This window comes from Microvirga sp. P4_A5, assembly GCF_056402495.1.
On sequence record NZ_JBFUHH010000147.1, the window covers coordinates 1 to 7,468 of the forward strand.

3 protein-coding genes are annotated in these 7,468 nt (G+C 57.7%); 1 reads left to right on the forward strand and 2 read right to left on the reverse strand.

Annotated elements, in window-relative coordinates; genetic code table 11:
• The first annotated feature begins 192 nt into the window (after positions 1-192).
• The gene (locus AC1DVM_RS21930; protein ID WP_477258056.1) at positions 193-966 is read left to right on the forward strand and encodes a FadR/GntR family transcriptional regulator; all 774 of its coding nucleotides are present in this window, start codon (positions 193-195) and stop codon (positions 964-966) included.
• A 710-nt stretch (positions 967-1,676) separates the two neighbouring features.
• Here AC1DVM_RS21930 and AC1DVM_RS21935 read toward each other — a convergent pair.
• Both AC1DVM_RS21935 and AC1DVM_RS21940 read right to left on the reverse strand, forming a co-directional pair.
• Complete coding sequence (locus AC1DVM_RS21935; protein WP_477258058.1) at positions 1,677-2,738, reverse strand: adenylate/guanylate cyclase domain-containing protein; 1,062 nt, start codon at positions 2,736-2,738, stop codon at positions 1,677-1,679.
• A 918-nt stretch (positions 2,739-3,656) separates the two neighbouring features.
• On the reverse strand, positions 3,657-7,286 hold the full coding sequence (locus tag AC1DVM_RS21940) for a sensor domain-containing protein (protein WP_477258060.1): 3,630 nt from the start codon (positions 7,284-7,286) through the stop codon (positions 3,657-3,659).
• Between the last annotated feature and the right edge of the window lie 182 nt (positions 7,287-7,468).

The following is a 7,468-nucleotide window of genomic DNA, read 5'->3' on the forward strand; positions in this document are numbered from 1 at the left end:
ATCCTCCAAAGTTTCGCGCTGGTAACGACCAGCACATGTTCCACTCTGCCCCTCTGGCAGCCCAGCCGCGCACGACACACCTTGCTTTGGCTTTCGATATTGGTCAAACTGGTCATACCGATCTGACCAGTCGATGGTGCTACCTTCCGTATGGTAGGTCAAGGCAATTATCCGAGCGGTAGAGGCAGGTGGATGGCTGGTTCGGGCGAAGGCCTGGACAAATTCGAAGGCGGAGACCGAAAAATTGAAGAAACCAGCATGTCGGTGAACCAGGTCAGTCTGCCGGAGATGGGCTTAGCCGATCGCACGCCGGTGCCGCGCAGCATTGTTGAGCATATGCAGAGACTCATCCTGAAAGGCGGCCTCAAAGCGGGTGATCGCCTGCCCTCACAAAGGGAGTTGGCGGAGCAGTTGGGCGTCAGCCGCCCGTCCCTTCGCGAAGCCTTGACCGTGTTGGAAACAATGGGCCTGCTGACCGTACGAGCCGGAAGTGGGGTCTTCGTGGCGCGGCGCGATGCCCGCGCACCTCTTTGGCGCTACTCGGACAGATGCACTCCCGCCGATGTCTACGAGGCCCGCCTCGGGCTCGAGGGCTATGCCGCACGCTTGGCGGCCATCCGCATCGAGCAGACGGAGGAGGCGCGGCTACGCGCCTGCACGCATGCCATGCGACTAGCATTCGAGGCGGAGGATATTATCGGCCTTGCCGCAAAGGATACGGAATTCCACGACCTCATCTTCGAATTGTGCGGCAACCCAATCCTCGCGGCGATGTATCGCCCGGTCCGCGAGATCCTCGTGGAGAGCCAGCGTCTTCCTCTCGGCCAACTTGACCGGTTAAACGAAACCGTGCGGGAGCATGAGAGCATTGAAGCCAGCATTCTGAGCCGGGATCCCGAGGCGGCGGAAGAAGCCATGCAGAGCCACATCCGCTCGGCCGCCGGGCGCTACGGCATTTCGCTGTAAGCACTGAAGAGGCGGCGGGTTATACCCGCCGCATGCCCTGCCATTCCTTCGTCAGTCACGGACGCTCCAACGATGATTGGCGACAAGCTGATCCAAGGACGCCGCGAATGCTAAGAGCTTCATTCCAGGTTCGAGTACTTACGACAAACGACCGGCGGTGCCATCTCAGGACATTCACTCTTTGACCAGACGCGATCGAACCGATCTTCATCGAGCATGCGCCAAACTTGACGGCTGGTTCGGCATGGGTGAAGGGCTGCCCAATCAGATGCATCCCAGCGTCGGCGACCGTGGTGGACAATGGCGTTCGAAGTGCAGCCTGTAGTGGACAGTACCGGCAGCCCTGGCCTGCGCCGGGACCCTTCGTCGGAAAGGGCACTTCGCATCGATCCCGTGTTTAATACACAAGACCCTCTACGAAGGTCCGACGAAGATCAATCTCAACCTCAAAGCGCAGCCGTGACGACGTCCTTTGCAGAGCCCACCCCGAACACTCGCGGCCGTCGCGCCGATTAGGCTTTGAGCCTAGCCCGCTAGGCGCCTAGGTGAGGGATCCAATTTGCAAACGGGTGCAGAGGATCCGATGAAGTTGGGCTCCATCCGAATTCGGCCGCCGTTATCGGCGCAAGGTCGAGGAATTGGAAGGCCTGCTGACGCGCACGGATTGCCGGAAGAGGCCACGTGGACGATCCGATTAATAATCGAGAGCATCACGCTGGCGCCGCGCCAGGATGGCCCCGGTCTTGATGCCCTGTTGAAGGGCGATCTTGCCCATCTCTTGGCGTTGTGCGCGGGGGGGCCGGACAAACGAAAGCCCCGTCCGCCTTCTCTCTCCCATCAAGGCAATGTGTGGCACCAGTCAGCTCCAGCAGGCGAATATCCGCTATTGGGCGAAAAACGCCGGTTGGGAACTGTGTCAGGTAAGCATGGATCATGGCGGAATTGTCGCTGTCCCGGATAGTGTCCCAGAATGCAAGTTCGGCATCGGACGCTTCAATTGGTATGTTTGTTCTCTCAACGGTCTGGGACGAAAGACGTTCATGCGCAAGAGGAGCAAAGATCCCCATTGGATAGCGGTCGAGGTATGCCTGGTACTCCCCTGGACCATCGCTACCTTGGACCGACTGCCAGAAAGTAAGCTCGATCGCATCATCAGGAATTTCGTGAACCGTCTCAAGCGATCGAGTCAGAGCGGGCGCTTGCTCCTTGGTTGCGCAGGTTTCCGCAAGCTCGGTTACCCCATTCGGGTCAAACAGGATCCGAAAAGCCCGAACGGGCCGAGCGATGTTTTTCACGCTGTGCTCGCCCAGATCTTCAAACTGATATTCACCTCGATCCCGGACATAATCACGCACGCCTCTTGTGATGCAGATGCTGCCGGGCTCCGCGAGCGCCTCGAGGCGTGAGGCCACATTAACGCCGTCACCAAAAATGGTGCTGTCCTTGACCATCACGTCGCCAATGTTGATGCCGATCCGGAGGCGCATCTGCCGCTCAACCGGGAGATCGGCATTACCTTTCGACAACGCTTGTTGGATCGCTACTGCGCAATGCATTGCGTCGACAACACTTGCAAATTCTGCAAGTACACTGTCGCCTGCTGTGCCTGAAATAACGCCTCGCCCAGCCGCTATGAGGTCATCGATGATCCGACGATGAGCAGACAAGGTTGCAAGGGTCGTCTCCTCATTGATGTGCATCATGCGGCTATAGCCTGCGACGTCGGCGGCAAGAATTGCGACCAGTTTCCGCTCTAGGGGAGGGGCTTCCACGCTTGAACTCCAATTTGATGGCATCACAGTTGCGCAGAGGTCGGTTAGAAACCCTTAAGAGCCGGGAACCTTTCCAATAAAATTCGGAAGGAGGTGACGCAAACCAAATGCTTGCGGTCAGACACCTCTGTAGTCATGGGCAAGTGACGTATCCTGCGTCAGAACCGGCAACGGCCATCAGTCATCCGTCATTTAAGAGGATGCGCGAGGTTTTAGGACGAAGCCCTTCCGAGTTCGCGCGGCAAGAAGGCACTTCGCGCAGTATGGGATCGAAGTTGACACGCTAAAAACGATTCACGAGTGGCGATGACATTAAAGCCCCGTACTACGCCCCCTACCGAGGGCACCCCCCTTTCCGATCTTCGGCAAGGCGCAGGCTTGCCGGTTCTCTCATCTGCACTCGGGGAAAGTCGCCTCATTCCAGTTATTTCCGGATTGGCTCGACAATGACCTCCCGGCAAGCGCACAGCGTCGTATTCAAAGAGGAGGAGAYGGTYTGCCGGCGCGGCGACCAGCGCATCCAAATGGCGCGGCCATTCCGGGCCATCAGTGTCAGGCATGTGGTCTTCCGGGAACAAACACGCACCCATGATGCCATAAGGTTCGCGAAAGGTCCTCATGGAACCGGATAAAGTGGCGTTCGAGGCTCTTTGGAAGTTGATAATCCCCACTCGCCGCCCCGCCTCGTCGGCGAGACAGGCCACGGCTTCGTCGAAGGACTGGCTCTCAGTTCGCGCGGCACTTCCTGTCCTTCAATGGCGGCTTAGAGGAGGGCCGCGATCAAAAGGTCAGGTTTCTTTCAATCGGGCGCGTGCGCGACGAGCGGGGCCATCTCAAGGAGGTGGTTAGTAAGGTCTCCTGCGCTGCGCTTTGCGTTTCTGTGGACATGCCAACGTGCTTCGGCGGCGCAGCGAGGCCTCAGCGCTGTTGCCATATCCACGTCGAAAGGAAAGCCCGAACCGACGAACCTTGCATAGGGAAGGCGTAATGGTACCCCTGCGCGTCATGACAGCCCAGGTCCAGCAGGCGTCTCTCCTGCCCCTCAGTTTCCACGCCCTCGGCGGTGACATGCAAGTGCAAGTTTCTACCCAGGCCAACAACAGCCGCGACAATCGCATCGTCTCCTGCGTCAATTTCCATGTCTCGAATGAAGGACTGATCGATCTTGATGTGATCGACCGGAAATTGTTTGAGGTGGGTGAGTGATGCATAACCTGTTCCAAAATCATCCAGAGCGATGCGAATGCCCCGGTTGTGAATTTGTCTCAAAATCCCTGCCACCTCATCGGCGCTTCGGCCAAGAAGGACAGATTCGGTAACTTCCACCTCCAGGCGCTCGGGCGGTACCTTCCAACGTTCCAACGCGTCGAAGATATCGGCGACAAGTCCGAATCGGTCGAAGTCCGCCGCAGCTAGATTGACCGCTATCCGCCCGGTTTCAACACCCATGTCCAACCAACCTCTCAAGTCAGAGGCAACTCCGTTGAGCATCCGTTTCCGAAGCGCCGCCGCGATGTCGCTATCTGCGAAAGTGGAACCAAAATACTGCGGGGTCAGAACGCCCTTGTTCGGGTGGTTCCACCGTGCCAGTGCCTCGAACCCTGTGATCTTTCCGGTCGCTAGACACACTTTCGGTTGATAATACGGAACGATCTGGTCGCGGGTGATCGCATCGCGCACTTCTGCTCCAAGGGAGACCCGCTCTTCGATCTCCGCACGCATTGTCGGCGAATAGGTCATGATGCGACTTCGACCCCTGGCCTTGGCACGATAGAGCGCAATATCAGCGGCCTTCATCAACTCCGCCGGATCATCGTCGTGGTCGGGAAAAGCTGCAATGCCGAGACTCGCTCGGCTGACGATGGTTCGACCCGCAAACACGAACGGCTCTTTCAGCTTCTCTTTTAGATGCTGCGCGAAACGAGCCGCATGCTCAAGTGTCAGCGGCTCCACCAACAGCACTGCAAATTCATCTCCACCGAGTCTTGCGACCGTGTCGCACTCGCGAACCGTTGCCCTGAGACGGACCGCTAACTCTTTCAGGARAGCATCGCCCGCATCGTGGCCGAGCGTGTCGTTGACATCCTTGAAGTTGTCCAGGTCAATCAGAAGAAGGCTGACACTGGTGCCTCGTTTCTTCGCCTCTCTGAGCGCATCCTCCCACCGAATTTGAAACAGTGTGCGATTGGGCAGGCCGGTTAAGGGGTCGTGATTGGCATTGCGCCAAGCAGCTTCCTCTCCCGCTTTGCGATCTGTGATATCAAACGAGACTCCGACAACGCGGTTAGGAGCCGTTTTCTCCGCACGCGATCCGAACCACATTGTTCTGCCGTCAGGGAGGCGAAAGCGGAATTCAATCGAATCGTTACCTTGAGTGCCCTCTTGGCCAGTGAAGTCTTGTCGCAACTTCCGGTCTTCAGGTAGAACCCGTTCGAGGAACTCTGACATGGGACCAGACCCCACACCCAGCAATTCCAGCGCGTTTGCTGAACGAGACACAAAGTTGGTGTCGAGGTCATGTTCCCAAGCCACCATTCGACCGGCCTTAAGCGCCAGCCGCAGGCGATCTGCAAGCCGCTGGGGTTCGGTGACGTCTGATTGGGTGCCCACGAAGTGGGTGATGCCGCCATCGGGACCTCGGACGGGTGAGATCATCAGGTCATTGCTGAATTCCGTGCCGTCTTTTCTATAGTTGATGATCGTTTCATGAATGATTTGGCCCTCCGTCAACGCGGCCTTGATTCGGGAAAGCGCTCTTCGATCAGTGTGCACACCCTGAAGAAAGCGGCAGTTGCGGCCAATCACCTCCTGGCGGGAATATCCGGTCAGTCGTTCGAAGGCCGGGTTGATATAGACGATAGGGTGGTCCGGTAGACGCGCATCCGTGATGATGACACCTTGGGCAATGGCCGCGAGTGAACGGTCGCGCAGGACCATCTTTTCCTCCGCCTTCGTTTCCTCATCGATATCTCTAAGGGTGCCGACCCATTCACGCACGGTTCCATCGGCGTTCTTGAGAGGGGCAGAATGGCAGCAATACCACCGAAAGGCATCTCCTCTCGCGACATACCTAAACTTGCTCTCACCCGGTTCGCCCGAGGCGATGAGAACCTTCCACTCCTTGCTGAGTCTTTCGCGATCATCAGGGTGTGCGAGCGAAAGCCAGCCCGAGCCAAGCAACGCATCGGCTGGCCCTTCATATCCCTCAAGTCCAGCGATCTTGGTGACAGATCCGTCGGCGGCAGCAAGCAAGAGCACCGAAGAAGTCGCCGCCACAAGCGCTCGATAGCGATCTTCGTTTACGTGCCGTTCTGCTTCTGCCAGTTTTCTCTCGCTGATATCGGAGGAGATGCTGACAACGCCGATAGGAGTTCCCACTTCGTCGCATATTGGTGAGTTCACGACATGGACAGGAAAACCCGAACCGTCACGACGCTGGGCTAGAAACTCCCCCGACCAGCTTCCACCCTGAGCGACAAGCGCCATGGCCGCAGCCGCTATTGACGGATCGCTGATGGCAAAGAGGTCGAAAACATTTCGACCCAACGCTTCCTCTCGTGCCCGGCCGTAAAGCCTTTCTGCAAATCTATTGCAATAGGTAACTTTGCCGTCGAGAGTGGTAGCGATTACCGCCTGTTCGACGGATTGAAGAAGGCTTGCCTGAAAGGCTATCTCGGCTGATGCCTGTTTGCGCTCCGTGATGTCGGTGATGATCCCCGAGATGGAGTTGGTCTTTCCCAGGTTGCCAAGTGCTGCCTCCATTCTTACGCTGAGCCAGATCGTTTCTCCGTCGGATCGCATGAATCGGATTTCGGTTCGCTCCGGCTGCCCGGTGACCTGAGCCTTCCGAAACACCTCCTCGTATCCATCACGATCTGCCTCATGAACACTGCGCACAAACTCGTCATGGCTGTGGGTCTGGAGCCCAAGAAGCTCGGCGGCTGAGTCTGAGCGGGTTGCCTTYCCCGTCTCCAAGTCCACCTCAAAAGTCACTGACCGACCGGCTCGCAGGGCGCCCTGAAGAATGGCATCTCTCTCGCGAAGTGCCTGTTGGGTCAAAATTTGGTCGGTTACGTCGTGTCCCTGTGCGAAAATGCCCGTCACCGAACCGTCCGATGCCGTGATGGGTTGGTAGACGAAATCCATGTATCTCTGGACCGGCGCAAGGCCCGGCGCTGTCTGGAGAACAATAGGTGTTCCCCGACCGATGCAGGGCTTTCCAGTCAGACGAACTTGATCGAGTAGATCGATGAAACCCTGCTCGGCTATCTCCGGAAGGGTCTCCCGAACGGTTCTGCCGACGAGGTCATGCCGTCCCACGAACTGACGATAGGCAAGGTTGGCAAACTCGAAGACATGGTCGGGACCTCGAGCCACAGCCATGAAGCCCGGAGCTTGATCAAAAAGGGATAGGAGTGGTTCTTCAAACGGCATATCCTCGAGACGGTTGACCTCTCCCGATGCGGCCTCAGCCACAACCGCGCTTGGCTTCTGCCAGCCAGCAGCCCCAACAGTGGAGAGCCGTTGGCCAAGCGTCTCGGGATGCATTGTGCCCAGGATCGGAAGACAAGCGTCGTTGTTGAAACACGTTAGTTGCGGTCCCCACGCCAAAAGCATTGGAGACTCGGATTGGAGAACCATGCTCGAGGTTGTGCGCAGAGATTGAGCCCACATCTGAGGCTCCCCAAGATTGGTGGCGCTCCAATCGTGAGCGCGGACCATCTCGCCCA

Excerpts from the sequence above, each read along its gene's own strand:
- AC1DVM_RS21930 (WP_477258056.1), top strand. The coding sequence starts at position 193 with ATGGCTGGTTCGGGCGAAGGCCTGGACAAATTCGAAGGCGGAGACCGA.